Annotated in this window: 24 protein-coding genes and 2 tRNA genes; 19 read left to right on the top strand and 7 right to left on the bottom strand. The window is 70.8% G+C overall.

The window, feature by feature from the left end:
- Nucleotides 1-17 precede the first annotated feature (17 nt).
- The 6 genes from AB0J64_RS43775 (at nucleotide 18) to AB0J64_RS43750 (ending at nucleotide 7047) form a co-directional block, all read left to right on the top strand.
- On the top strand, nucleotides 18-995 hold the full coding sequence (locus AB0J64_RS43775; protein WP_364041486.1) for a transcriptional regulator: 978 nt from the start codon (nucleotides 18-20) through the stop codon (nucleotides 993-995).
- 38 nt (nucleotides 996-1033) lie between these two features.
- A complete protein-coding gene (locus AB0J64_RS43770; protein WP_364041484.1) occupies nucleotides 1034-1489 on the top strand; it encodes a S26 family signal peptidase in 456 nt (151 codons plus the stop codon).
- 10 nt (nucleotides 1490-1499) lie between these two features.
- Nucleotides 1500-4385 (top strand): BTAD domain-containing putative transcriptional regulator, encoded by a 2886-nt coding sequence (locus AB0J64_RS43765; RefSeq protein WP_364041482.1) that lies wholly within the window; start codon nucleotides 1500-1502, stop codon nucleotides 4383-4385.
- A 73-nt stretch (nucleotides 4386-4458) separates the two neighbouring features.
- Nucleotides 4459-4653, top strand: coding sequence for a hypothetical protein (locus tag AB0J64_RS43760; RefSeq protein WP_364041480.1), 195 nt, complete (start codon nucleotides 4459-4461; stop codon nucleotides 4651-4653).
- Between the two features lie 67 nt (nucleotides 4654-4720).
- Nucleotides 4721-5218 carry a hypothetical protein gene (locus tag AB0J64_RS43755; RefSeq protein WP_364041478.1) on the top strand — a complete coding sequence of 166 codons (498 nt, stop codon included), beginning with the start codon at nucleotides 4721-4723 and terminating at the stop codon, nucleotides 5216-5218.
- A complete protein-coding gene (locus AB0J64_RS43750; RefSeq protein WP_364041476.1) occupies nucleotides 5215-7047 on the top strand; it encodes an ABC transporter ATP-binding protein in 1833 nt (610 codons plus the stop codon). The genes AB0J64_RS43755 and AB0J64_RS43750 overlap by 4 nt, the downstream gene beginning before the upstream one ends.
- Before the next feature lie 378 nt (nucleotides 7048-7425).
- Here the strand turns inward: AB0J64_RS43750 and AB0J64_RS43745 are convergent, their stop codons facing one another.
- Nucleotides 7426-10152, bottom strand: a complete 2727-nt coding sequence (locus AB0J64_RS43745) for a BTAD domain-containing putative transcriptional regulator (RefSeq protein ID WP_364041474.1) — start codon at nucleotides 10150-10152, stop codon at nucleotides 7426-7428.
- A 119-nt stretch (nucleotides 10153-10271) separates the two neighbouring features.
- On the opposite strand from AB0J64_RS43745, the gene AB0J64_RS43740 reads away from it, so the two are divergent.
- The gene (locus tag AB0J64_RS43740; RefSeq protein WP_364041472.1) at nucleotides 10272-10796 is read left to right on the top strand and encodes a MauE/DoxX family redox-associated membrane protein; all 525 of its coding nucleotides are present in this window, start codon (nucleotides 10272-10274) and stop codon (nucleotides 10794-10796) included.
- 1 nt (nucleotide 10797) lies between these two features.
- Here the strand turns inward: AB0J64_RS43740 and AB0J64_RS43735 are convergent, their stop codons facing one another.
- From AB0J64_RS43735 to AB0J64_RS43720, 4 genes are read right to left on the bottom strand one after another with little or no spacing between them, the layout of a single operon-like run.
- Nucleotides 10798-11583, bottom strand: a complete 786-nt coding sequence (locus tag AB0J64_RS43735; RefSeq protein ID WP_364041470.1) for an inositol monophosphatase family protein — start codon at nucleotides 11581-11583, stop codon at nucleotides 10798-10800.
- 17 nt (nucleotides 11584-11600) lie between these two features.
- A complete protein-coding gene (locus AB0J64_RS43730; protein WP_364041468.1) occupies nucleotides 11601-12104 on the bottom strand; it encodes an NUDIX domain-containing protein in 504 nt (167 codons plus the stop codon).
- 12 nt (nucleotides 12105-12116) lie between these two features.
- On the bottom strand, nucleotides 12117-12860 hold the full coding sequence (locus tag AB0J64_RS43725) for an ABC transporter permease (protein ID WP_364041466.1): 744 nt from the start codon (nucleotides 12858-12860) through the stop codon (nucleotides 12117-12119).
- Nucleotides 12841-13782, bottom strand: coding sequence for an ATP-binding cassette domain-containing protein (locus tag AB0J64_RS43720; RefSeq protein WP_364041464.1), 942 nt, complete (start codon nucleotides 13780-13782; stop codon nucleotides 12841-12843). Before AB0J64_RS43720 ends, AB0J64_RS43725 begins: the two co-directional genes overlap by 20 nt.
- 239 nt (nucleotides 13783-14021) lie before the next feature.
- Between AB0J64_RS43720 and AB0J64_RS43715 the strand changes: the two genes are divergently transcribed.
- From AB0J64_RS43715 to AB0J64_RS43660, 12 genes are all read left to right on the top strand, one after another.
- A complete protein-coding gene (locus AB0J64_RS43715; protein ID WP_364041462.1) occupies nucleotides 14022-14564 on the top strand; it encodes an AAA family ATPase in 543 nt (180 codons plus the stop codon).
- Nucleotides 14561-15577: a GH25 family lysozyme gene (locus tag AB0J64_RS43710; protein ID WP_364041460.1), complete on the top strand. Its 1017-nt coding sequence runs from the start codon at nucleotides 14561-14563 to the stop codon at nucleotides 15575-15577. The genes AB0J64_RS43715 and AB0J64_RS43710 overlap by 4 nt, the downstream gene beginning before the upstream one ends.
- A 67-nt stretch (nucleotides 15578-15644) precedes the next feature.
- Nucleotides 15645-16172: an NlpC/P60 family protein gene (locus AB0J64_RS43705; RefSeq protein WP_364041458.1), complete on the top strand. Its 528-nt coding sequence runs from the start codon at nucleotides 15645-15647 to the stop codon at nucleotides 16170-16172.
- Nucleotides 16173-16244: 72 nt separating this feature from the next.
- Nucleotides 16245-16475 (top strand): transposase, encoded by a 231-nt coding sequence (locus AB0J64_RS43700; RefSeq protein ID WP_364041456.1) that lies wholly within the window; start codon nucleotides 16245-16247, stop codon nucleotides 16473-16475.
- Nucleotides 16476-16514: 39 nt separating this feature from the next.
- Nucleotides 16515-16587 (top strand) — tRNA-Thr (locus AB0J64_RS43695).
- A gap of 758 nt (nucleotides 16588-17345) precedes the next feature.
- Nucleotides 17346-17419: transfer RNA gene (locus AB0J64_RS43690), tRNA-Met, on the top strand.
- 71 nt (nucleotides 17420-17490) lie between these two features.
- A complete protein-coding gene (gene rpmG / locus AB0J64_RS43685) occupies nucleotides 17491-17655 on the top strand; it encodes a 50S ribosomal protein L33 (RefSeq protein WP_019632658.1) in 165 nt (54 codons plus the stop codon).
- Nucleotides 17656-17843: 188 nt separating this feature from the next.
- Nucleotides 17844-18293 carry a MaoC family dehydratase N-terminal domain-containing protein gene (locus AB0J64_RS43680; RefSeq protein ID WP_364041454.1) on the top strand — a complete coding sequence of 150 codons (450 nt, stop codon included), beginning with the start codon at nucleotides 17844-17846 and terminating at the stop codon, nucleotides 18291-18293.
- A 1-nt stretch (nucleotide 18294) separates the two neighbouring features.
- Nucleotides 18295-18723, top strand: a complete 429-nt coding sequence (locus AB0J64_RS43675; RefSeq protein WP_364041452.1) for a MaoC family dehydratase — start codon at nucleotides 18295-18297, stop codon at nucleotides 18721-18723.
- Nucleotides 18724-18824: 101 nt separating this feature from the next.
- Nucleotides 18825-19826 carry a hypothetical protein gene (locus tag AB0J64_RS43670; RefSeq protein WP_364041450.1) on the top strand — a complete coding sequence of 334 codons (1002 nt, stop codon included), beginning with the start codon at nucleotides 18825-18827 and terminating at the stop codon, nucleotides 19824-19826.
- A gap of 11 nt (nucleotides 19827-19837) precedes the next feature.
- The gene (locus AB0J64_RS43665; protein ID WP_364041448.1) at nucleotides 19838-20875 is read left to right on the top strand and encodes a UDP-N-acetylmuramate dehydrogenase; all 1038 of its coding nucleotides are present in this window, start codon (nucleotides 19838-19840) and stop codon (nucleotides 20873-20875) included.
- 240 nt (nucleotides 20876-21115) lie between these two features.
- Entirely contained in the window at nucleotides 21116-21682 is a 567-nt protein-coding gene (locus AB0J64_RS43660; protein ID WP_364041446.1) for a TMEM165/GDT1 family protein, read from the top strand.
- Nucleotides 21683-21704: 22 nt separating this feature from the next.
- Here AB0J64_RS43660 and AB0J64_RS43655 read toward each other — a convergent pair whose 3' ends face one another.
- Both AB0J64_RS43655 and AB0J64_RS43650 read right to left on the bottom strand, forming a co-directional pair.
- The gene (locus AB0J64_RS43655) at nucleotides 21705-24560 is read right to left on the bottom strand and encodes an AAA family ATPase (protein WP_364041444.1); all 2856 of its coding nucleotides are present in this window, start codon (nucleotides 24558-24560) and stop codon (nucleotides 21705-21707) included.
- A 115-nt stretch (nucleotides 24561-24675) separates the two neighbouring features.
- Entirely contained in the window at nucleotides 24676-24822 is a 147-nt protein-coding gene (locus AB0J64_RS43650; protein WP_357596621.1) for a hypothetical protein, read from the bottom strand.
- Nucleotides 24823-25115 lie beyond the last annotated feature (293 nt).

The following is a 25115-nucleotide window of genomic DNA, read 5'->3' as shown; positions in this document are numbered from 1 at the left end:
TGTGCGAACCTGGCAGAATGCCCGATCCGAGCAAACGGCTGCTGGAGCTTCTGTCACTCCTGCGGGACGGCCGGGCCTGGCAGGCCGCCGAGCTCGCCGAGGCGCTGCGTACCTCTCCACGTACGCTGCGGCGCGACATCGAGCGGCTGCGCGACCTCGGCTATCCCGTCTCCTCGCTCCGGGGTCCGGGCGGCGGCTACCAGCTCCTGGCGGGCCGGGCCATGCCGCCGCTGGTGCTCACCGACGACGAGGCCGTGGCGACCGTGGTCGGCCTGCGCTTCGCCGCGCTCTCCCGCGCCGACGGCGCCGTCGCCGCGGCGGACAGCGCTCTGCGCAAGCTCGGCCAGGCACTCCCGCCGCGGCTGCGCCATCGGATCGAGGCGCTGTCGGCCTCCACCGAGGCCGTGTCGCGGGTGGCCCGGCCGTTGGACCTGCGGACCGTGCAGCTGCTGGGCACCGCCGCGCACGCGCACCAGGACGTACGCTTCCACTACACCAGCCGCGCCGGCCGGCATACGGAACGCCGAGTGCAGCCGTACCGGCAGGTGCTGTTCGGCGGCCACTGGTATCTGCTCGGCTGGGACGCCGACCGCCAGGACTGGCGCACGTTCCGCCTCGACCGGATCGATCGCCTCGCCGTTCCCGGCACCACGTTCACCCCGCACGAGCCGCCTTCCGGCGAGGCCGCGGGCTTCCTTCAGGGCAGCCCGTGCCATGGCGTGGTGCGGTTCGCCGCCCCACTGGCCCACGTCTCCGGACGGCTGATGGCCCAGGCCGGCTCGCTGGAGGCGATCGACGACGACACATGCCGCTACGTCACCAGCGCCGACTCCTGGGAGTGGCTGGCCGTCATGCTGGCCGCGGTGGACGTGCCGTACACGATCGAGGGGCCGCCCGAGCTGGTCGCGTGCTCGCGGCGGCTGGCCGAACGCATCGCCGCCGCCACCCGGCAGAGCCCCGGTGTTGACAGTTCGGAGAGTCGGCGGCGATCTTAGCCAGACGAAGATCAATAGGGCGACGGCGGAAGTGAGCGATGAAGCTGATCAGCATGGGGTTGCTCGCCGGTGTTCTCGTGACGGCGACCGCCGCATTGGTGGCCCGCCGGCGCTACGTGGTGGTCACCGTCAACGGGACGAGCATGGCCCCGACACTCAGCGACGGCGACCGGGTCCTGGTCCGGCGGCGCCGGCTCGACCAGGTGTCCAAGGGCGATGTCGTGGTGCTCGAGCCCCCGCTCGATCCCGCCGGGAAGATCCTGCCAGGACCTCCCGGTACGGACGGCCGGCACTGGAACATCAAGCGCGCTGTCGCCCTCCCGGGAGACCCGGTGCCGCCGGAGGTCGACGGCAGTGTGGACCGCGTGCCCGCGGGCTCGCTGGTGGTCTACGGCGACAACCCCCATAGTGTCGACTCGCGGCAGCGCGGCTTCTTCGCGGGCGATCGCCTGCTCGGGGTCGCGCTGCGAAGACTGGGCGGATCCGCCCTGTAGGCGGCGTGAGGTGAAGTTCCGGCTTCTCGGGCCGCTGCGGGTCGAGACCGACGGCTCGCCGGCCAGGATCACGGCGCCCAAGCAGCGGACCGTGCTCGCCATGCTGCTCGCCCGGGCGGGCCACGTCGTACCGATCCGGACCTTGGTGGCGGAGGTCTGGGACGACCAGCCGCCCCCGTCCGCCGTGGCGAACCTGCGTACGTACCTCATGCGGCTGCGCAAGCTGATGCCGGCCGCGGCTGACCCGGCGGTCGAGCGCCTGGTCACGTCGGACGCCGGATACCTGTTACGGGTCGAGCCCGAGGAATTCGACCTTTTCCAGTTCGAGGCGCTGTCCGCGCACGGCCGCCAGGCGCTGGCCAGGCGCGATCCCAGTGGCGCGCTGGAGGCGTACACCCGGGCCCTCGCGCTGTGGCAGGGGATGGCGGCCGAGGACGTGCCGCTGGGGCCGACCCTGCGGGAGGTGGTCGCGCGCCTCACCGACCACTACTTGAGCGTCGTGGAGGAGCACGCGGAGATCCAGCTCGCCCTCGGCAGGCACGCGACTGCGGCCAAGCGGCTGCGCGAGGTGATCGGGCAGTACCCGCTGCGCGAGCGGCTGTACGGCCAGCTCATGGTGGCCCTGTACCAGAGCGGCGACGTGGTCGGCGCGCTGGACGCGTTCGGAGCCGCCCGCCGGGTCCTCGCCGACGAGCTGGGCCTCGATCCAGGCCCTGACCTGCGCAGACTGCACCAGCTGATCCTGCGCAGGGACGCCACCCTCCTGCCGGAGGCCCCCGTTGACGACGGGCGCGCCCGGCCACGCCAGCTGCCACGGGCGCCGACAGTGTTCGTGGGCCGCTCGGCCGAGCTCCTCCGGATCCACATCGCGCTGAGCGCCGACGCGGGGCCGCCTGTGCTGGCACTGCACGGCCCCGGCGGGGTCGGCAAGTCGACGCTCGCCTTGACGGCCGCCTACCGCGCGGCCGACCACTATCCCGACGGCCACCTCTACGTCGACCTGCAGGGATCGACCTCGGGCCTGTCGCCGTTGCGACCCCCCGAGGTGCTCGGCCGGTTCCTGCGCGCCCTGGGGGTGCCTCCCGGTGAGGTGCCCGCGGCGCCGGCGGAGGCGGCCGCCCTCTACCAGTCGTTGCTGGCCGACCGGCGCGTCCTGGTCGTCCTCGACAACGCCGTCGGCGCCGCCCAGGTGGCCCCCTTGCTGCCGGCGGGCGGCGGCTGCGCGGCGCTGGTCACGAGCCGGTCGGTGCTGACCACGCTGGACGCCGTGCCGATCGCCGTGGACCCGCTCGACGAGGAGCAGTCGGTACGGATGCTGGCGCTGCTGGCCGGACAGGCGCGAGTGGCCGCCGAGGCGGAGGCGGCGGCCGAGATCGCGCGCTGGTGCTGCCACCACCCACTGGCGTTGCGCATCGCCGGCGCCCGCCTCGCGGGCCGGCCGGACTGGTCGCTCGCGAGCTTCAACGAGCGTCTGGGCAGCCGGCGGCGGCGGCTGGACGAGCTGCAGGCGGCCGACCTGTGCCTCCGCTCGTGCTTCGAGGTCGGCTACGCGACCCTGACGAGCACCGCGAAGACCGCCTTCCGCCTGTTCGGCGTGCTGGAGGTGCCGGAGGTGGGCGTCGAGCTCACCGCGGCGCTGGTCGACGCCGACCGGAAAACCGCAGAGGCCGCGCTCGACGAGCTGGTCGAGGCCCGTCTGATCGAGCCGGTCGGCGAGAGCCGGTTCCGCACGCACGACCTGCTGCGGCTCTTCGCGGCCGAGCTGGCCGCCGCCCATGGCCCGCCGGAGGAGCCGGCCCTGGCCGTACGGCGTGCCCTGGACTGGTACCTGGATCTCTGCCGCCAGATGCGCGACCTGCTCCAGCCGCACTTGCGAGCCGGCGGGGGAGGCAGGCCACGGCGGCGCGATCCCGGCCTGGTCCTGCGTGACCCCGCCGCGGCGGTGCGCTGGTTCGACGTGGAGCTGCGGTGCCTGGTCGCGGCGGCCGTCCAGGCAGCGCGCGGTGAACCGGACGTGGCGCGCTTCGTCATCGAGCTGACGGCCCTGGTCAAGGCCATGGCGATGAAGGGCGGCTACTGGCGCGAGCTCGAGACCGTCGCGCGGCTGGCCATCGAGGTGGCGCGCCGGGGCGGCGACCGCGGCGCGGAGGCGACCACGCTCGCGACACTGGGGCTGCTGGAATGGCGGGCCGGCCGGATCGAGGCGGCCGACGGCCTCCTGCGGCGGGCTCCCGAGCTCTGGCGCGAGCTGGGCGAGCGTGAGGAGGAAGGACTGGCGCTGCACAACCTCGGCTGGCTGTGCATGCGAACCGGCGATCTCAGCGCCGCGCTCAGCCATATCAGCGCGAGCCTGCGGATACTCAAGGCGCATGGGTCGAAGCGTGTCGGGCTGGTCGGTCACAATCTGGGAGAGGTCCTGCTCCAGTTGGGCAGGGACGCCGAGGCGGTCGACCGCTTCGAACGGTGCCTGACCGTCCGCCACGCCGATCGCGACCTGTACGGCGAGAGCATCACGCTGGCGGCGCTCGGCCGCGCCCACTGCCTGCTCGACCACCGGGACAAGGCGCTGGCCGTGCTGGACGAGGCGCTGGTCCGCTGCGAGCAGACAGGCAACAGGGAGGACGAGTGGGAGGTACTGCTCAGCAGGTCCGAGATCCGGCTGCGGTACGGCGACCCCGCCGCGGCCGAGGCCGACCTGTCCAGAGCCCTTGAGCTGACCGCCCAGATCAGTGACGCGTACGGATTCGCCGCGTGCACCCGCCAGCTCGCCAGGGCCCGCGCGGCGTCGGGCGACCCGCGTGCGGCGGAGGACGCCCGCAGAGCCGAGGAGCTCTTCGCGGATCCGGCGATGCGGCGTGATCCGGTGCTGGAGAGGCTGCTCACCGCCCGGGTATAGCGCGGCTGTATCGGTCGCTGTATCTCGCCCACATAGCGTTTCGGCCTGACCGCATCGCTACAAAGGAGCGAACATGACTGCTGTCTTGGGCAAGCTCGGCGACAGGATTCTCGAGAGGCTGGTGCCGAAGGCGTCCGCGAAGGCGGCCGCCGAGTGGTACGTGCACTGCTACTGCAGGGAGCGTTCCGACTTCCAGAAGATCTGCACGACCGCCGGCGGCACGACCCGCTGCGGGTCCTGCTACGCGTTCAGAATCTGCGGCGGCTAGGTAGCACACGTGAGCCGGCGGCGGCGTCCGCCGTCGCCGGTCTCCGAAGACAAGGGGTGGTTGTCCGATGCCTTTTCTGATCGCCGCTGTTGTGCTGGTCGGCGTGCTCTGCCTGGTCGACCTGGTGCTCACCTTGGCCGTGGTGCGCCGGCTCCGCGAGCACACCGCCGAGCTCGAGCGCCTCGCGGGGAGGCCGGGGCTCATGCCGTACGATCCCGGCGTACTGGTCGGGCGCACGCTGCCGCAGGACGTGGCGGGAGCGCGGCTCGTGGGGTTCTTCGACGTCGGCTGCGACACCTGTCATGAGCGCGCGCCGCAGTTCGCCGTGGAGGCCAAGGACCAGACCGCCCTGGCGGTCGTCTCGGGTGACGCCGGTGCGGCCGGTGACCTGGTCGAGGTGATGGGCGGCGTGGCGAACGTGGTCACGGGCGACGACGCGCTCCGCATCGTGCAGGCTCTCGGCATTGAGGCGTTCCCGACGTTCCTGAGGACGGACCAGGACGGCAGGGTCGTGGCCGCGCACACAGAACTGGCCGACCTCGCCGCCGTGGCACCGGCCACGTGACCGAGTCCCCAGAGGGCAGACGGGGTCCGCTGCGGCGCGCCGCCACCCTGGCGCTGCTGTGCTGGCGGACCGGTCCGGTGCTGACGGTGTCGCAACTCGGGGTCACCGTCCTGTCCGGGCTGCTGCCCACGGGCACCGTGTGGGCGACCAAGCTGCTCGTCGACGGGCTGACGACAGGACGGCCGGAACGCGTCATGGCGCCGGTCGCCGCCCTCGTCGCGCTGGGGTTGGTCGCCGGGACGCTGCCGCATCTGACCGGGTATCTGCGGGGCGAGTCGGACCGGCGGCTGGACCTGTTGCTCCAGGATCGCCTGTACACGCGGGTGAACGGGTTCCACGGCCTGTCGCGGTTCGAGAATCCGGCGTTCCTCGACGATCTGCGCATGGCCGTGCAGGCGACGGGCGGCGCGATGGGGCCGATCACCTCCGGCCTGTTCGACCTCGGCCGCAACGCCATCTCCCTGGCCGGGCTCCTCGCCGCCCTCGCCGTGCTGAGCCCCCTCATGGCGGGCCTGGTGGCGCTCGCGGCCCTGCCCATCCTCGCGGCGCGGATGTCCCTGGAGAAGCGCCGGATCAAGATGATCGCCGGACAGTCCGCCTCGGCCCGGCGGCAGATCTTCTACTCTTCCCTGATCACCGATGTGGAGGCCGTCAAGGAGGTCCGGCTCTTCGGGCTCGGCGACTTCCTCAAGCGCCGGGTGCTCGGCGAGCTCGCCGTCGTGCAGGCAGGGGAGCGACGGCTGGACCGGCGGGAGGCGTTCACGCAGTCGGCGCTCGCGGCGCTCTCCGCCGCGGTCAGCGGCGCAGGGCTGCTCTGGGCGGTGTACTCCGCCCTGTCCGGCCGGCTCACCCTCGGCGACGTGACGGCGTTCGCCGCCTCCGCGGCGGGAACGCAGGGCGCGCTGGTCGCCACCGTGGAGAACGCCGCGAACGCCCGCCAGGCGCTGCTTCTCTTCGCCCACCACGAACGGGTGACGTCGCTGCCCGTCGACCTGCCGACGCCCGGCGAGCCCAAGCCGCTGCCCGCGCTGCGCCGCGGCATCGAGCTCCGCGACGTGTGGTTCCGGTACGACGAGAGCCATCCCTGGGTGCTGCGCGGGGTGAACCTGACCATCCCGCACGGCACCTCCGTCGCGTTGGTGGGGCTCAACGGAGCCGGCAAGAGCACGCTGATCAAGCTGCTGTGCCGCTTCTACGACCCGTCCCGCGGCGCGATCCTCTGGGACGGCATCGACCTCCGCGACGTGCCACCCGCCGAGCTGCGCGCCAGGATGGGCGTGCTCTTCCAGGACTACATGAGCTACGACCTGACCGCGGCGGAGAACATCGGGGTGGGCGAGCTCGAGGCGATGTCCGACCGTCCCAGGATCCGGGCCGCCGCCGAGCTGGCGGGCGCGCACGACACCGTCCAGGCGCTGCCCCGGGGCTACGACACCATGCTGAGCCGCATCTTCTTCGGCTCCGACGGCGACGACCCGCAGGCGGGCGTGACGCTCTCCGGGGGCCAGTGGCAGCGCCTCGCCCTGGCCCGCGCGCTGGTGCGCGAGCGCCGCGACCTGCTCATCCTCGACGAGCCCAGCTCGGGCCTGGACGCGCAGGCCGAGTACGAGGTGCACCGGCGGCTGCGCGAGCACCGGGCGGGCCGCACCAGCCTGCTGGTCTCGCACCGGCTCGGGGCGGTCCGCGACGCGGACCTGATCGTGGTGCTCGGCGACGGGCGGATCGTCGAGCAGGGGACGCACGACGAGCTCATCACCATGGGCGGCCGGTACGCCCACCTGTTCGAGACCCAGGCCAGTGGTTACCGGGAGGGCGCCGACATCGGGTGATCGACAGGGTTGGGGCGCCCGGCGGCGGGGCGGCCGCCGCCGGGCACGGTCATCACGGCACGCGGCCGACGGCCAGGAACGTCACCACCCGCACGGGTAATGCCTCACGCATCCTTGGCAGGACACGTGGCCGTTCGGGTAGTAGCAGCAGTACTTCGCGTAGGTAGCCGTGCTGCAGCACTGATAGCCGCAGTCGACCGCCTTGGCTACGGTACGCGGCGCGATCAGCTCGAGGAGCCGGTCGGCCATTCTTGTCACGACACGCATCAAACCTCCCTTTCCGTGGTCTCGGCAGGCCGCAGGGCCCGCTCGTCGCAGCCTGCGCCCCGGGTGCGAGCAATTTGCCAACGAATTCTGAACGGCCCGTCTCCCCGCAGCTCACGGCCGGTCGTAGGAGGCGATGCGGTCGCGGACCTTCGCCGCCTGCGCGTCGCCGAGGGCGTCGAAGAACTCCGCCGCCCGCTTCCACGCGTCGAGCGCGGCCGTCGTGTCGCCCGCACGCACGTGCGTCTCGCCCAGGCGGACCAGCGTCTCGGCGGCCGGGTGCAGGTCGTCGCAGCCGCGCAGCAGCTCCACCGCCCTCTCGTAGCCGGCCACCGCCTGCGCGTGATCGCCTTTGACGTCCAGCACGTACGCGACGCTGTCCCAGGCATGCCCCTCGCCCTGGGCGTACCCGAGGTCGGCCAGGATCCGCTGGGCCCGTCGGCAGTCGGCGAGCGCCTCGTCGTACTCGCCGAGCTGGGCCCGCCACCATCCGGCGTTGTTCAGCGCCCGCGCCTCGCCGATGAGATCGCCCGCCTCACGGAACAGCTCCAGCGCGCGCAGCGCGTGGCCCAGCTCCTCGCCTGGCCGCAATCGGCTCAGCGACACGGTCAGGCCCAGGTGCAGGTGGGCGTGCAGGACCGGCTCGTCGAGGTCCCGGTGCAGCTCGACCGCCTCGTTGAAGTGCGCGACCGCCTCGCCGTCGCGGCCGAGCTTGGCGTGGGCGCGGGCGAGGCTGTTGTGGCAGCGGGCCTGGGCCAGCCGGTCGCCGAGCCGTACGGCCGCGTCCAGCGCCACTCCCTGGACGCGCAGGACCTGATTCCACGGACCGCGGCGCTGCATGAACTCCGCGAACGCCCACGCCAGCTGCCACGCGTGCCGGTCGAGCCCGGCCGCGGTCGCCTCCGCCAGCAGCGCCGGCAGCGCCACCGACTCGTCGGCATACCAGCGCAGGGCCTCCGCCGCCCCCTTGAACCGCTCGGCCACGGCACCCCGCGCCGGCGGGTCCAGCCGCAGGGTTTCGCGGTACGGGTAGCACACACCGCTCGCGGCGCACGCCGAGTGCAGGTAGTAGTCCAGCAGCCGCCGCGTCGCCGCCCGCCGTACCGGGTGCGTGTCGCCGGCGCGGGCCTGCTCCGACGCGTACACGCGCAGGAGGTCGTGCAGGCGCAGGCGACGAGAGGTACGCAGCTCGACCAGGTTCGCGCGGTCGAGCTGCACGGCCAGCTCCCGCGTGCGCTCCACCGGCAGGGCGGCCAGGCTCGCCGCCGCCCCCAGCGGCAGATGCGGCCCGGGATGCTGCCCCAGGCGCCGGAACAGCCCGCTCGCGTCCTCGGGCAGGTCCCGGTACGAGCGCCCGAAAACCTTGCGCAGGTCGATCGCGGGGTCGCTGTGGGCGAACGGCTCCAGATCCGTGTCGGCCCGCTCGAGGTCCGCGGCGACCTCGGCCAGCGGCAGATCGGTACGCCGGGCCAGCTGGGCGGCCACGATCGCCAGCGCCAGCGGCAGCCGGCCGCACCGCCGGATGATCCGCGCGGCGGCCTCCGGCTCCGCTGTCAGCCGTTCCTCGCCCAGCCTCGCGGCCAGGAGCTGGTAGGCGTCGTCATCCGGCAGGACGTCCAGACGCAGCAGGTGCGCGCCCACGGTGACCGCGAGACCGGACAGCTCGGACCGGCTGGTGACCAGGGTCAGGCAGCCCGGCGCGGTGGCGAGCAGCGGGCGGATCTGGTCGGCCCCGCGGGCGTTGTCGAGGACGACGAGGACCCGCCGGGAGGCCAGCATGCTGCGGTAGAGCCCGATCTGCGCCTCGACGCTCGACGGCACCCGGGCTTCCTGGACCCCGAGTGCTCCCAGGAACCAGGGCAGCACCACGCTCGCGTCGTCCGGGTCGACCGTGTTGAGATCCGCGAACAGCTGGCCGTCGGGGAAGCGGTAGCGGTGCAGGCGAGCCAGCCGCAGCGCCAGCGTCGACTTGCCCACGCCGGGCGGCCCGGAGATCGCGCAGATGGCCGCGGCCGCCGACCGTTCGTCCGTCGCGATCGCGGCCAGGTGCTTCAGCTCCGCCGTCCGGCCGACGAAGTACTGCAGGCCACCCGGCAGCTGTGCCGGAACCGGGCGGGTGGCCTCGGAGGGGTCGCCGTAGCGCAGCAGCCTGTGATGGAGGTGCCGCAGCGCCGTACCCGGCTCGACACCCAGTTCCTCGGCGAGCGTCCGGCGTACCTGGGCGAACCGCGCCAGTGCCTCGGCGGTCCGCCCCAGCGCGTGCAGTCCCTCCATCAGCGCGACCGCCACCGATTCGTCGAGCGGGTGCTCCTCGGCGAGCGGCGACAGCGCGGTCACCGCGGCGGCCGGATCGTGGCCGGTCACCGCCCGCGCCCAGTGCAGCACGGTCTCCTTGCGCTCGTCGCGCAGGCGCTGGCGGACCCGTTCCGCCCATTCGCCGGGCAGTCCGGTCAGCGGATCTCCGCGCCACAGCGCCAGGGCCTCGCTCAGCAGCGGCGCCGGGTCCGCCGCCGTCATCGCCCGATCGGCGAGGCCGCGGAAGCGCGGCACGTCCACGGCGGATTCGTCCACGTCGAGCAGGTAGCCCCCGACCCGGCGGACCACGGTGCCGCCGTCGGCCAGTACGTCGCGGCGGACGCGAGCGATGATCGTGTGCAGGGTGCGGCGGGCGCCCGGCGGGACCCGTTCACCCCAGACCCGGGTGAGGAGCGCGTCGACGGAGACGACCCGGCCGACCTCCCAGGCCAGCGCGGCGAGCGCGAGCGCGACCTGCGGTGGCCGCACGGGACGGATCTGCCCCGAACGTTCGATCTCCACCGGGCCGAGTAATCGGATCAGCACGAGGGTCCACCTCCCTGGCTGTGGATCTTCGAGCGTAACGAGCCCGTGGGGCATGTGCGACGCATTCCACGGCCAATGACACTCTTGCCGGATCTGCCCGGAAGTGGCAGGTTTCGATCATGCAGTATGTCGATGTGGCGAGCAGGCTGCTGCTGCTCACGGTGTTCGCGCTCGCGCTCGGGAGCAAGGTCTCCAGCCGCGGCGCCTGGAACGAGTTCGTCAGGTCGATCAGGACGATGGCGGTGATCGACAACACGAAGGCGCCGGCGGCCGCGGTGGCGACGGCGGTGGCCGAGGCCGGGGTCATCGTGCTGGCCGTGATCCCCCTCCGCTGGGCCGGATCGTTGTCGTTCGTCCTCGCGGCGGGGCTGCTCGGCTGTCTCACCGTCGCCGTCGTCATGGTCGTCCGGAGGGGCGCCGCCGTTCCCTGCCGCTGCTTCGGCGCCTCCACGACGCCCCTGGGCGTGGAGCACGTCGTCCGCAACGGCATCCTCATCGCGATCGCCCTGCTCGGGCTGGGGGCCTCCTTGGTGAACGGCTCCTTCGAGCCGGGCTTCGGCGTCGTGGCCGGTGTCTTCGGCGCCGTTCTGGGAGTGCTCATGTCCCGCTGGGACGATCTCGTCTCGCTGCTGCGGACGTCCTGAGCTAGCTGCCGATGAGTTCCAGCAGCGCGGCGTGCGTCTCCCGGTCGGCCGCCACGACGAGCCCGCCCGCGCCCGTGTGCAGCGGCTGACCGTGGATGCCGGTGACCACGCACCCGGCGGCCTGGCACAGCGCGATCCCGCCGGCGAAGTGCACGCTGTCCCGCAAATGGCCGTCGGTGACGTACGCGGCCCGGCGACCGGCGGCCACCCACGCCACGGCCAGGGTGGTGGAGACGACGCGCGGGCGGAAGCGCTCGACGAATTCGGCCTCGGCCAGCAGGCGGACGGCCCGGAAGCCTGGTTCGTTCGGGAACGGCGGGTCGAGGTTGACCTCCACCAGCCGTGAATCGGGCGACGGCGTCAGGCGCTCGTCCACGCCGTCGCGGCGGACGTACGCATGAGTGCCGTCCGTCCAGAACGCCTCGTCGGCGAACGGGTCCACCGAGGCCGCCGCCGTGATCTCGGAGCCCACGCGCAGGGCGACGTTCACCGCGACCAGCATGGTGCGCACGGCGTAGTTCAGCGTGCCGCAGAGGGGATCGACCAGCCACATGCGCTCCGCGCCGCCCCGGCCCGTGCGCCCGCTCTCCTCGCCCGTCACGGCATCGTCCGGCCGAGCGGTGCGGATGACGTCGAGGATGGCCTTCTCCGCTTCGATGTCCGCCGCCGTGGCGAAGTCCCCCGCGCTCTTCTCGAAGCGGGTCAGCGCCGCGCCGTACATGGCGCGCACGACGTCGGCGCCTGCTTGCGCCGCCGCCAGAGCCAGCTCCTCGTCAGTGATCGACATGGGCGCAGGATAACGGTCTAGCGCGGGTCCGCCCCGTCCAGCAGGGGCAGCCAGGTGCGGTCGGGGCAGAGGCGGTTGATCTCCGACGGCCGCAGCCAGTCCGCGCTGGTGCTCTCCGAGCCCGCCGGCGGGTGAGTCGGCGGGCCCGGGTGGGGAAGGCGGGCCCTGAACATCGCCATGTACGTCAGCGGCGGGTAGCGGTAGTCGGCCGGGGCGGTGTCCAGGAGCTCGATGCGCTGCCAGGCGAACATGGACAGGGCGGAAGAGGGCAGGCGGAGGCCGGTCTCCTCATACAGCTCACGGGCCGCGGCCTCGAGCGCCGTCTCGCCGGGTTCGAGGTGGCCGCCGGGGATGTCCCAGCCGCGACCCTCCTTGTCCACACAGGTCATGAGGGTTCTGCCGGTCTGGTCCGAGACGAAGGCGAACGCCGACGTGGTCTTGTCCAGGGGTGGGAGCGTTTCGGAGAGGATCACCTCGAGCCGGTGGCGTACGGGGATCCAGGGGACCGTCAGATGCGTCACCCATCAAGGGTCTCAGACGCCCTGGCGCATGGCGCGATTGCCGAGATACAGGCCGAGCGCGGCTGTCGCGCAGGCGGCGGCGGTGCCGTAGAGGATCGAGGGGTTCGTCAGGTTCCCGGCGAAGAGGGCTCGCTGGGCGTCCACGATGTACGTGACCGGGTTGACGTACCCGAGCACACGGAGCCAGCCGGGGGCCGTCTCCAGGGGGAGCAGCACCCCGGACAGAAGCAGCAGCGGGAAGAGGATCGACTGGCTGACGACGTAGAAGAGCGTGCCGCCGGGCGCCGACTTGATGGCCAGGACGAACGAGAACGAACCCAGGCCGACGCCGAACACGACCAGCTGGGCCAGCGCCGCGAGGACGCCCGCCGCGTGCAGGTCGAAGCCCAGGGGGAGGGCCAGGAGGATGATCAGGACGGCCTGCACCAGCAGGACGACCATGGCCTTCATGGTCCGGCCCACCAGCATCGCCGTGCGGTTCAGCGGGGTGACCAGCATGCGCTCCATCGAGCCGCCGATCAGCTCGACCAGCAGCGTGTAGCCGGCGCTCATGGGACCGGTCAGGCACATCATGACCAGGATCCCCGGCACGAACCACTGCCACGACGACCCGACGGCACCGTCGAGCTGCGACCCGAACAGGAACAGGAACAGCAGCGGCTGGCCCATCTCGAAGAGCAGGGTGACGGGCTCGCGCGCGGCCGGCTTGACCTCGCGGGAGAAGACGGTGGCGGTGTCACGCAGGAATGTCGTCATCGGTGAGGCTTCTCCCGGTAAGAGCGAGGAACACATCGTCGAGGGTCGGACGGGCGGTCTCGGCGGCGGTGACCTTGATGCCGGAGCCGTCCAGGGTTCTGAGGTGGTCGGGGAGGGCGGCGGCCGCGTTGGGGAGGCGAAGGCGCACGGTCGTGCCGTCGGCGGTGCCTCCGCCGAGGTCGGCCGCCCGGCGTGCCTCCTCCTCCGTGCTGGTGGTGATCGTGATGTGGTCGCCGGCGAGGTCGTTCTTGAGCTGCCCGGCGGTGCCGTCCGCGATGATCCGGCCGTTGTCGATGATCACCACGCGTTCGGCCATGCTGTCGGCCTCCTCCAGGTAGTGGGTGGTCAGGAACAACGTCGTCCCGTACGTCTCCCGCAGCCGGAGGATGTGCTGCCAGATGTCCGCGCGGCTCTTCGGATCGAGACCGGTCGAGGGCTCGTCCAGGAAGAGCAGGTCGGGGCGGTGGATGAGGCCGAGCGCGATGTCCAGGCGGCGGCGCTGGCCGCCCGAGAGCGTGCCGGGCCGCCGCCGGGCCAGCGGCTCGAGGTCGAGCAGGTCGAGCAGTTCGTCGGCGCGGGCGGCCGCCTCCCTGGTGCCGAGGCCGTAGCAGCGGCCCTGGGTGACGAGCTCGTCGCGGACGAGGAAGCCCTCTCCCGCGCTGTTGCGCTGGCCCACGTACCCGATGCGGGCGCGCACACCCGCCGGGTCCCTGGCCACGTCGCGGCCCGCCACCGTGGCGGTGCCCGAGGTGGGCGGCAGGAGGGTGGTGAGCATGCGCAGCGTGGTGGATTTGCCCGCGCCGTTCGGGCCGAGGAAGGCGACCAGCTGGCCCGCCTCCACGTCCAGGTCGATGCCGCGTACGGCCTCCACCTTCTCCTTCTTGACTTTGAACACTCGGGTCAGTCCCCGGGCATGGATCATGGTCGCCCTCCTGCGGGCATGGCGAAGAAACCCCTGGTCGGGGGCGCGATTGAGGATCGACCCCAGTTTGTGCAGCCCGAATCCGGTTTGGCAAACGCGAACGTGACTTTCATGAACGGCCCCGACCTGCGAAAACGCCGGCTCTCCGCGTCGCGCTCGACGGCGAATTTCAGGGGGCTGAAGTGCGGTTTTCCCGTTGCCAGGAAGAATTTCCGCCGGTTCTGGCAGCATGCTGGGTCATGTGCCGACTGGTGGTGCTGGTGAACGGGTTGCCCGGGGCCGGGAAGAGCACGCTCGCGCGGGCGCTGGGACGGGCGCTCGGCCTGCCCGTCTTCAGCAAGGACGATCTCAAGGAGACCCTGGCCGACATGCTCGAACGCCCTCCCGGGGTGGAGGAGCGGGAGTGGAGCAGGCGGCTGGGAGCAGCCGCCGCGGAGAGCCTGTGGACGCTGCTGGCGAGCGCCGGGCACGGCGCGGTGCTCGAGAGCCCGTGGCCGGCGCCGCTGCGGCCGGTGGTGCTCGCCGGGCTGGAGCGGGCCGGCGTCGAGGCGGCGGCGGAGGTGCGCGAGGTCTGGTGCGAGGTGGCGCCCGAGCTGGCCAGGCACCGGTACGAGCGGCGGGTGCGGCATGCGATACACGGCGAGGCCGCGCTCGGCGACGAGCGGTGGCGGGAGTGGGTGGCGGGGGCGCGGCCGTTGGGTCTCGGGCCGGTCTATTACGTCGATACGTCGAAAGCAGTTGATATTTCGGGACTTGCGGAATTGTGTGCGGCTCCGCAATGATCTGCCGCGTGAAACGTCTCTGGTTATTCGCGGTAATCGCCGTCTTAGGGATGGGCGGGGTCGCCGAAGCGGCCGATGGCGTTCCCGGTGTCGATGTCAGTAACTGGACAGGCGACGTCGACTGGGAAAGCGTGACCTCGGGGGGCGCCAAGTTCGCGTTCGTCCAGGCCACCGAGGGGACGAACTACCTGAACCCGCGTTTTGACGCGCAGTACGGCGGCGCCGCGAACGCGGGGCTGATCCGGGGCGCATATCACTTTGCGCAACCGCACGAGTCCGACGGGACAGCCCAGGCCGACTATTTTCTTCAGAACGGCGGCAACTGGAGCAGCGACGGCCAGACACTCCCGGGAGTGCTCGATATCGAGGACAACCCGTACAAGGACAAGAACGGCAAGAACAACTGCTACGACCTGTCCCCCGAGGACATGGTGACGTGGATCAAGGACTTCACCAAGAAGTACCGTCAGGCGACCGGCCGCCACGCGATCATCTACACCACCACGAGCTGGTGGCAGACCTGCACCGGCAACTCCACCAAGTTCAAGTCCAACCCGCTCTGGATCGCCCGCTGGGGCGACGACCCCGGCGAGCTGCCGAAGAGCTGGAAGAGGCACACGTTCTGGCAGTCGGCGGAGAAGGGCACGCTGGCCGGCGGCCAGAACTCGTTCAACGGCTCGGAGTCCCAGCTGAAGGAGTTGGCCAACCCGCCGGCCGAGGTGACGGTCTCGGGGGCGGCGAGGAGCAGGAAGACGTACACGGTGACCGTCTCGAACACGGGCCCGCACCCGGTCAAGGACATCAAGGTGTCGGGGCGGACGTTCGGCGGGCAGCGCGTGGTGAAGGCGCCCGGGTGCAGGTTCAGCGGTACGGCGGTGCTGTGCCAGGTCGGGGAGCTGGCCCGGGACAAGAAGGTGACGTTCACGATCACCACCAAGCCGTCCCGGTCGAAGGGCACGGTCGGGATGAATGTCACGGTGGGGTCAGTGAAGCTCACCCTCAAGGCCGGATAAAGACGGATAAATCTCCATAAGGCAGGATGACTCCTGAGAGCTATGCAGAGAGCTGTCGGGGGTCGGGATGAGGCGGTGGCGGTCGGCGGCCGTGGCGGCCGCGCTGGTCCTGGTGGCCGTCACGGCCTCTGTGCCGCTCGGGCTGTACGTGTCGCCGAACATCGTGCGGATCGCGTACGAGATCGAGCAGCGCGGGATCGTGTACTCGTGGGGCGGCGGCCACGACGCCGAGCCCGGGCCGTCGAACGGGACCTGCGTGGGCTACCACGGCAAGATCAAGCCCTGCCCGGCCGCGCGGACGCGCGGGCTCGACTGCTCGGGGTTCGCGCGCTGGGTGTACGCGCTGGCGCACGGCTCGGACGTGCTGGGGCCGGGGAACACCAATGACCACGTACGGCGCATGCGTCAGGTGGTGACGGCCATACCGGGGGACCTGGTCTTCTTCGGAAAAATCACCAAAAAGGGCGTTAAGACGCACCACGTAGGCATCTATCTCGGCGGCGGGAAGATGATGGACGCCCCCGAGACCGGCGCAGAGGTGCGCGTCGATGACATCGCGCGAAGAAAGGACTTCGCGGGCTTCTACCGGCTCTGAACCCATTCGGTATGTCTGTAACGCCTGTGGCGTGGCGGAAATTGAGAGACCCGGCGGATACTCTGTGCCGCTATGGACAGGCGATGGGTCGGCCTCGACGGCTACGAGGTCGTGGGGGTGGTGCGTGCCGGTCGGCAGGTGCTGCGGGTGCGCCGGCACGGGCGGATGGTCGCCGACTGCACCTCTGTCGCGGAGGTGGCCAGGCACGTCGACCTGGCGGATCTGTGCGAGGTCATCGAGTTACCCGCGCGGCGCCGGGCGGGAGAGCGCGCGGAGGCCCGAACGAGTTCGCATCATCGGTGAGTGCCGTGTATGGTTACACCTGTCCGCAGCGCCGGACAGGCCCCTATAGCTCAGTCGGCAGAGCGTCTCCATGGTAAGGAGAAGGTCAACGGTTCGATTCCGTTTGGGGGCTCGCACACTGACACCCGATCCGAACTTCTCGGATCGGGTGTTTTCGTATTGAGGGCCGCTGTCCTCGACGACATCACGCCCGCGTCACGGCAGGGTGACGGCGTGACAGTAACCATGGGTGTAACGACCGCAGATGTCTCTGATCCCCGAGAACAGGAGACAACCATGCAGATCAGTCGACACTCGATCGTCCTCGGTGCGGCGTTCCTCGCCACCGTCGCGTTCACGCCGGCCGGGGCTCAAGCCTCCGCCACCGCGAGTCCGCACACCCACGCGACCGTGACGGCAGACCCGAGAGAGCCCACCCCGTACCAACGGGGCTACGAAAGAGGGCGCTCAGAAGGGTACTCGCAGGGAGAAGCGCGAGCCCTGAACTACTGTGCTCAGGAACCGTTCGGACCTTCGATAACGGCCAGCGAGGACGCTTACGGGGTCGGCTACAAGGAAGCCTTCCAGTTGTCCTACGGCAGAGGATTCGAGGACGGCTTCGCGAAGCTCTGCAGGCCCGCATAGCGAGAGGGCGGCGATCAGGCCCCGCGCCGTCTCGGACGTGGGGCCTGATCGCTGCTACGCTGACCTTCGCCAGGGCTTGGGGCGATCCGGGCCGTTCGGGGGTGGACGGCGTCGGCGCGGTTAATGGATTTCGGTTGTCGGGGGTTCCTGAGGCATACTGGGAGCACCCCACCCGTTCGGGCGAGTTACGAATGTGCTCGCCGCGTCGGGTATCCTCTACGGGGCTGGGATCCTTACCGGCCCAAAGGCGGAGTAGCTCAGTCAGGCAGAGCAAACGGCTCATAATCGTTGTGTCGCCGGTTCAAGTCCGGCCTCCGCTACTGCCCATCCCCAGGTCGACCGACCTGGGTACGGGCGTGTCCATGTCCCGAACGTAGAAAGGCACTCCCAAGTGGCTGCCACCGACGTTAGGCCGAAGATCACGCTGGCCTGCCAGGAGTGCAAGCACCGCAACTACATCACGCGGAAGAACCGGCGCAACGACCCGGATCGGCTTGAGCTGAAGAAGTACTGCCCCAACTGCCGCTGCCACCGCGCGCACCGCGAGACCCGATAGGTCTCCGAAGAGGGCTCCTTATCCTCCATATCGCACAACCGGCGTCCGACCACAGGGCGCCGGTTTGTCGTGTCTGCACGGGGGCGGCCCGCCTGGCAAAAACAAGATAATCAGCGGCGACAGCCGAACCTTGTTCTGTTACCGTCGGCCTCAGCAGCGCTCGTCAGGAGACATGCGAGGGAGCACTGATGGCCTTGAACCGTGACTTCGTGGGCAGGACCTATCCGCCCAGCGCGCCGTACGAGGTCAGCCGGGTGAAGATCAGAGAATTCGCGGCCGCCATCGGCGACAGCAATCCGCTCTACCGCGACAGTGAGGCCGCCCAGGCCGCCGGCTATCCCGACGTGATCGCGCCGCCGACGTTCCCCATCGTGTTCAGCCTGCAGAGCGGCGGTGAGGCGCTCGTCGATCCCGACCTCGGGCTCAACCTCGCCATGGTGGTCCACGGCGAGCAGCGCTTCGAGTACGTGCGGCCGGTGTGCGCCGGCGACCAGCTCGTCATGACCGCCACGATCACCGACATCCGCACGGCCGGACGTAACGAGCTGCTGACGGTCAGGAGCGACGTGACGACCGTCGAGGGCGAGCCGGTCTGCGTGACCTACAACACGATCGTCGAGCGCGGAGGGGCCGGTTGAGATGACCGCCACGGTGAAGTACGACGAGGTCGAGGTCGGGCAGGAGATCCCGGCCGTGGGCTACAAGGTGCGCCGGATCGATCTGGTGATGTACGCCGGGGCTTCCGGGGACTTCAACCAGATCCACTGGAACGAGCGGTTCGCCAAGATGGTGGGGCTGCCCGACGTGATCGCGCACGGGATGTACACGATGGCGCAGGCCGGGCGGTTCGTCACGGACTGGGTCGGGGATCCGGGAGCGATCGTGGACTTCGGGGTGCGGTTCTCCTCGATGGTGGTCGTACCCGACGACGACCAGGGCGCGACCGTCACGGTGAGCGGCGTGGTGGAGGAGAAGCTCGAGGACAAGCGGGTGGTCGTCGGGCTCACCGCCAGGTCGGGCGACGCGCAGGTGCTGTCCAAGGCCCGGGCGGTGGTCCAGCTGTCCTGACCGGGGGTGATATTCCGGGCGGGTCGCGGGTAGCGCGTTTACTTATGAGTGAAGCTGCGCGACAAGTCTGGCCCACGGTTCGATCGATTCCGGTCTCCGCCGTGACCGATGCCAAGCCACCCGCCCACCTGCGGCCCCTGCGGGCCGAGCAGGTGGCGGGGAGCACCGGCACCGGGCGGGACACGGCGGGTGGCACAGAGCCCGGTGCGAGTCCCCAGACCGGGGGCGCGACCGGGGTCGGCACGGCGGGTGTGCGGCCCAGAGGGACGCACGCCCAGGCCAATCCCGCTGCCGAGCTGGGCTTCTCGGGAGATCCCGGCCAGCACGGCGATACGGATGAGGCCATGCTGCACGCCCAGCGCACCTGGGACGGCACGCTGGCCACCAACCGCCTCGACGCGCTCGGCGTCAACCTGGAACGCCAGCGCATGGAGACCAAGGATGTCACCGTCAGCGTGAGCATCCTGGTCGACGGCCGGCCCCTGGACGTCAGGAAGAGCGTGCAGTCGGTCATCGACCACACGAACGCCCGCGTGCTCGCCCTCGACCTGGGCAACATCCAGGGGGCGGGCGACGTGCTGAACGAGCTGGCCGACCGCTATCCGGACCGGGTGGCGGTGTGGCACGTCGCCGAGTCGCCGCACTGGCGAGGGGGCACGGCGACCTGGGGCGAGTGCCGTACCAAGCTGCTGCGGCTCGACGACGCGGACGTGCACGTCCTCATGGAGGAGGACGTCGTGCTGCACGGCGACGCGCTGACCCCGCTGGTCGCGGCCGTCGCCGAAGGCGCCGTGGCGGCCGGGCGGCAGGGCGTCGAGCTCGTGGAGGGCGACTGGCGGCAGGCGACGGGGAAGGTGCGGGCGCTCACAGGGGAGCTCATGGCGGTACGCCGGTCCGCGGCGCTGGGAGCGCTGCCCGAGGACGCCAACTACGGCAGGAACGCCGATCTGGAGCTCTCGCTCGCCCTCCACGGAGACCTGGTCGTCCCCGAGGAGCCCCTGCCGGTGGAGCGCGTGGGATCCCAGGACGTCGATCCCGACTACGAGGCGCGGGAGTCCAAGCGGAACTACGACGCCGTGCTTCAAAGACCGGGTACCTCATAAGCTAGTTGCCCATGGAGATGCTCGCGCCGTATACGACGCTGCGCCTTGGGGGCCCCGCCCGCGACTTCGCCGAAGCGACGACGGCGGAGGAGCTCGTGTCCCTGGTGGCCGAGGCGGACATGAACGCGGTCCCCACGCTGGTGCTCGGCGGAGGCAGCAACGTCGTCGTGTCCGACGAGGGGTTCGACGGGCTGGTCATCAAGGTCTCGACCCAGGGTGTGGCCGTCTCGCGCGACGGCGAGCAGGCGGTGATCACGGTCGAGGCGGGAGAGGACTGGGACCCGCTGGTGGCCCGCGCCGTGGCAGAGGGCTGGTCGGGCATCGAGTGCATGTCGGGCATCCCAGGGCTGGTCGGCTCGACGCCCATCCAGAACGTCGGCGCGTACGGGCAGGAGGTGGCCCAGACCATCCGCTGCGTGCGTGCTTACGACCGCCGCACCAGGCAGGTGGTGGACCTGGAGGCCCGGCAGTGCCGGTTCTCCTACCGTGACAGCGCTTTCAAGCGCGACCTGGAGCGGTACGTGGTGCTGGCGGTGACGTACGCGCTGGATATTTCGGAAATGGCAGGCCCGGTGGCGTACGAGGAGCTGGCCCGGCGGCTGGGCACCGAGGTCGGCGGCCGGGTGCCGCTCGCGCGGGCCCGCGAGACAGTGCTGGCGCTGCGGCGCGGCAAGGGCATGGTGCTCGACCCCGACGATCCCGACACGCGCAGCGCCGGATCGTTCTTCACCAACCCGATCCTCTCGCCTGAGGAGGCGGAGGAGCTGGCGGTCCGCGCTCCCGGGCATCCGCGCTGGGAGCAGCCCGACGGGTCCGTCAAGGTGCCTGCCGCGTGGCTGATCGAGCAGGCGGGCTACGCGAAGGGGTACCAACGCGGGCCCGTACGCATCTCCACCAAGCACACGCTCGCGCTGACCAACCCCGACGGCGCCGCCACCACCGGCGACCTGCTCGCGCTGGCCAGGGAGGTCAGGGACGGGGTGCGGGAGAAGTTCGGGATCACGCTGGTCAACGAGCCCGTGCTGGTCGGGTGCACCCTGGCGGGATAGGCGGCCGGAATAGGCCCTCTCCGCGGGCTGTTATGGTTGGTTGGAATTACCCGAAGGGGAGTAGTCCCAAATCGCGTGATCGACATACTGGCGCTTCCTCGCGCCCGGTCACGCGGGCCTTCACGGGCGGACGAGACCTTCGGCCTGGTAGCCATCTGACAAGACGCTGCCGGGCCGAAGCCGTGCCCGAAAACTCCCCGGGTTCCCGCCTCCGGCCCAGGCCGCGCGGAAGAGGATCGTTTGGAAGCCTTCTGGATCAGTCTTGCCGCCATTTTCGTGGCGGAGCTGGGTGACAAGAGCCAGCTCATGGCGATGACGTTCGCGACCCGTTTCAAGATCTGGCCGGTGCTCGCGGGCATCACGATCGCCACGACCGTCGTGCATCTCCTCAGCGTCGCCGTGGGCGGCCTCATCGGGACCGCGCTGCCGACGACGGCCATCTCGGTGGTGGCGGGCGTGGCCTTTCTCGGGTTCGCGGTGTGGACGTTGCGCGGCGACGAGCTGACCGAGGACGAGTCGAAGAAGGCCCAGCGCACCACCAGGAACGCCCTGGTCGCGGTGACTGTGGCGTTCTTCCTGAGCGAGCTGGGCGACAAGACCATGCTGGCCACGATCACGCTGGCGACGCAGCACGGCTGGGTCGGCACGTGGATCGGCTCGACCGTCGGCATGGTGGCGGCGGACGCGCTGGCCATCCTGGTCGGACGGCTGCTGGGCAAGCACCTGCCGGAGCGGTTCATCCGGTACGGTGCCGCGGCGGCGTTCGCCGTGTTCGGCGTCGTGCTGCTGGTGGAGGCCCTCGTCTAGCGAGGGCGGACAGCAGGGCCCGTCAGGAGGACAGCAGGGACAGCCGGTGGGCCGCGGCGGCGGCCTCGCCACGGCTGGTGACGCCGAGCTTGGCCAGGATGTTGGACACGTGCACGCTCACCGTCTTGGCCGAGATGAACAGCTCGGCCGCGATGTCCCGGTTGGTCCTGCCCTGCGTCACCAGCCGCAGCACCTCCAGCTCGCGCGGCGTCAGCAGCTCCGAAGGCTCCTGCGACGGCTGCACCCCGCCCACCCGCCGCGACAGGGACTCGATCTCCTCGATCAGCGGGGTCGCGCGCAGGGCCTGAGCCTGCGGGAGCGCCACCTTCAGCCGGGCCGCGGCGCCTTCGCGGTCGCCCCCGCGGGCGGCCACGGTGGCCGCCCGTAGCAGGGCCTTGGCCTGGTTGTGCGGGCGGCTGAGCCGCTCCCAGGCCTCCGCCGCGGCGTCGAAGTCGCCGTTGTAGGAGAGCTGGTACGCCTGCGCGACCGGGCCGATGACGGAGAGCTCGGCCGCCACCCCGGCGGCGTGCGCGCGTACCGTCGCCGTCCTGCCGGGCTCGGTGACCTCGGCGGCGTCGCAGACCACGCGGAGCAGAGCGAGCAGCCGCCAGGTCAGCATGGCCTTGCTCGACTGCCGGGGTTGGGCCAGCACCCGCTCGGCCACGGCCAGCGCGGACGCCGGCTCGCCCCGGAACAGGTGCCAGCCGATGTGCAGGCGGGCGTTGCTGATGATGTCCTGGACGAACTCCTCGGGATGGTCCTTCAGCACGCCGACCTCGGACAGGATGTTCTCGACGAGCTGCACCTCGCCCCTGGCCAGTGCGATGTCGGCGCGCACGCGCAGCATGGCGTGTTTGTGGCGCAGGGGCGGTCCGTGGCTGAGCGCGCCTTCGATGATCTCGATGGCCTCGTCCCAGCGACCGACCGACTCCAGCACCTCGGCCCAGTTGTTCTTGATGAACAGGCCGCTGCCGCGCAGCCGGCCGTATTTCTTGGCCAGCTTCCAGCCGTGCTTGGCCAGGCGCAGCGCGTCCTCGTGGCGGCCCACGTCCACCAGCGAGTCGACGTTGTTGCCGATCGCCCTCGTGATCAGGCGGCCCGAGTCCTGCGCCCTGCCGATCTCGAGCGCCTGCTCGTTGAGGGCGATCGTGGTCTCGGTCTCGCCGTTGAGCGAGTGACCGAGCGCCAGGTTCATCAGCAGGTCGGCCTCGAGGCAACGGTCGCCGTGCTCCCTGACCAGGCGCAGGCCCTCGTCGATCAGCTCGCTCGCCTCGGCGACCTCGCCTCTCAGCATGAGGTGGCGGCTCAGCACCGTGACGACGTCGGCCCGGTCGAGGCCGTTCTCGGGCACGAGTCGCAGGGCGTGCCTGAGATCGTCGATGACGCCCAGCTGGCTCTTGAAGTTCTTGAACGCCACCCCGCGCACGATGAGCTGCGCGACGCGCGCCGGCTGCTCGGTCTCGTCCAGCTCCGACAGGGCGGCCTTGACGAACTTGGCGCCCTTGTCCGCTTCGCCGCCGGCGTTCGCGGCCTCGGCGGCCCGTTCCAGCACGGCGGTGTGGTCGGCGCCGATGAGCTCGGCCGCGTCGGGCACCCGGTCCCAGAGCATGAGGACGCGTTCGAGCAGCGGGACTGCCTCGGTGTAGGCGAACGCCTTGAACGACTTCTGTGCCGCCTCCCAGGCGGAGATCAGCGCCCAGGTGTCGTTGCGGGCTCCGTACCAGTGGTGGGCGATCTCGACGGCGGCGCGGCCGGGCGGGACGAGCTCGCGGTCCTTGGAGATCTCCTCGGCGAACCTGGCGTGCAGGCGCTGGTGCTCGCCGGGCAGCAGCTCGTCGTGCACGGCCTCGCGGATGAGGGAGTGCCTGAAGACGTACGCGCGGTTGTCGGCGATCTGCAGGACGTTGCGCGCGATGGCGGGGCGCAGCGCGGTCTCCAACTCGACGTCGGACAGGCCGCTCACGGCGGCCAGCAGCCTGTGGCCGACCCGGATGCCGCCGGCGGCGGCCACGCGCAGCACGCGCTGGGTCTCCTCCGGCAGCCGTTCGACGGAGCTGAGGATGAGATCCTGCATGGACTCGGGGAACGCGCAGTCCACGCCGCACTCCAGCAGGGCCTCCACGAACAGCGGGATGCCCTCGCTGCGCTCGTAGACCTTCACGGCCTTGCCGTATTCGGGGACCTCGCCGAGGATGCCGGCCATCTGCTGGGCGACCTCGTCCCTCGACAGGCGGGGCAGGTCGAGCCGGTGCACGCCGTTGACCCTGCCCAGCTCGGCCAGCACCGGCCGGAGGGGGTGCTGGCGGTGCAGGTCGTCGGAGCGGTAGGTCATCACGATCAGCACCTGCGGGGCGTGCAGGTTGCGGCTGAGGAAGGCGATGAGGTCGCGGCTGGACCTGTCGGCCCAGTGGATGTCCTCGATGACGAGGACGGTGGGACGGGCGTCGGCGAGGCGTTCGAGGAGGGTGAGGAACTGCTCGAAGAGCCGGGCGCGTCCGGCGTCGGTCTCGCCGTCGCCGCTGGGCTCACCGAACTCGGGCAGCAGCCGGGCGAGATCGCGCTCGGCCCCGCCGGGCAGCAGCGCGGCGACGGCGGCCGGCCCCTGCTCTCTGACGAGCTGCCGGAGCGCGGCGGTGAACGGCGCGTAGGCCAGGCCCTCGGTGGACAGCTCGACGCACGCGCCGAACAGCACGTGCGCGCCGCCGGCCTGGCACTGCTCGGCGAAACGCTGGACGAGCCTGGTCTTGCCGACCCCGGCCTCGCCACCCAGCAGGACGGACGTCACCGTCCCCTTACGTGCCTCGTCAAAGCTGTCAGACAGAGCCGCCAGCTCCTCTGCCCGCCCGACGAAGACGGGACTGACAGAACGTCCCCGCATGTCATCCAGCATGTCATGCCCGTTCGATTGCTTTCGACGCTTTTATGGGTGTCTCTTTACGGAGGCATCGAGGCCCGGCCACGAGGGAGGTGGTGGCCGGGCTCTCGTGTGGTGGTCATGAGGAACGGCGCTTGCCGAAGACCGAGCGGCGCTCGGACTTGTTGGCACGCTCGGCCTCTCGTACGCGCCGGTGGTCGGCGGCGGCCCTGTGGAGCTCGCTCATGTGGGTCTTCATGAGCTCGAACTCGATCTCGGGATGCATGGTGTTTCTCCTGAAATTTCGTGCTTCTTGCTGACACCTTTAAGACTCGGCCTAAGGCCCCGCCTCCCACATCGGGTGGATGCCTTATCTCCGGGATGCGGACGCGTAGGGCATGCCTAAGACCTGGGCGCAGGCCGCCTAAGGCGGTCCGGTTTGGAGCTCACGGGCCTGGTCGGCGATGCTGTGATGGTGTCAACTGTGACTACCTCGCTCGCGGACGTCGCCTCGTCCGACGCGGCGCTGCGAGCTTTCCTGCACGGCCTGCCCGGGGTTGACCGGGTCGGCGCGGACCA

It is taken from the genome of Nonomuraea sp. NPDC049695 (assembly GCF_040674955.1).
In the GTDB taxonomy this organism is placed as follows: Bacteria; Actinomycetota; Actinomycetes; order Streptosporangiales; family Streptosporangiaceae; genus Nonomuraea; species Nonomuraea helvata.
Note: the sequence above shows the minus strand (reverse complement) of the source record. Positions and strands in the feature narration are given on the sequence as shown.